The organism is Rhizobacter sp. P3_B12 (genome assembly GCF_056402895.1).
In genome coordinates this window covers 1-711 of the sequence record NZ_JBFUGN010001639.1, presented here as the reverse complement: position 1 = coordinate 711, position 711 = coordinate 1, and the positions used below count along the sequence as shown (strand labels likewise).

Below are 711 nucleotides of genomic sequence, written 5' to 3'. Positions count from 1 at the left end.
ACTCGGCGGCGTGTTGCCGATCGTCCCGGCCAAGGCGCGCACGGCACCTGGCGGCGGCACGCAGACCTTCGCGCTGCATCCGCTGCTGGGCTCGCTGCAGACGATGTTCAACACCGACAAGCGACTCGCGATCATCTCCAACGTCGGCCCGCTGGTCGAGCCGCTGACCAAGGAAACGTACAACAACGGCAAGGGCCGCCGGCCAGCGATGCTGTTCTCGCACAACGACCAGTCGAACACCTGGATGTCCTTCAAGCCCGAAGGCGCGACGGTCGGCTGGGGCGGGCGGCTCGGCGACCTGATGATGTCGCAGAACAGCCGCTCGATCTTCACGTCGATCTCGACCTCCGGCAACGCGGTGTGGCTGTCGGGGCAGAGCGTCCAGCAGTACCAGGTCAGCGCGAACGGCGCGATGCGCATGGGCTCGGACGAGAACGGCAACATCTACGGCTCCCGCGACGTGGCCGCGGCGATGCAGCAGATCGTCTCAGGGACGCGCGGCGGCCACGTCTTCGAGGCCGATCTCGCGGCGGTCGCCGCGCGCTCGGTCGACGCCGAGACGACGCTGCGCACCGCGTTGAAGGCGCCGAGCGATCCGCTGTTCGGCACCCCGGCCGCCAACTACAACGCGAACAACGACCCGAAGCTGCAGTACGACAACCCGCTGACCGGCGCGAAGTCGTTCAGCGGCCTCGCGCAGCAGCTGCAGAT

The 711-nt window shown here is 68.1% G+C and carries 1 pseudogene; it reads left to right on the top strand.

Annotated elements, in window-relative coordinates:
- Window positions 1-13: 13 nt before the first annotated feature.
- Window positions 14-711: pseudogene (locus tag AC1D01_RS37400) on the top strand (DUF1501 domain-containing protein); the annotation flags it as partial.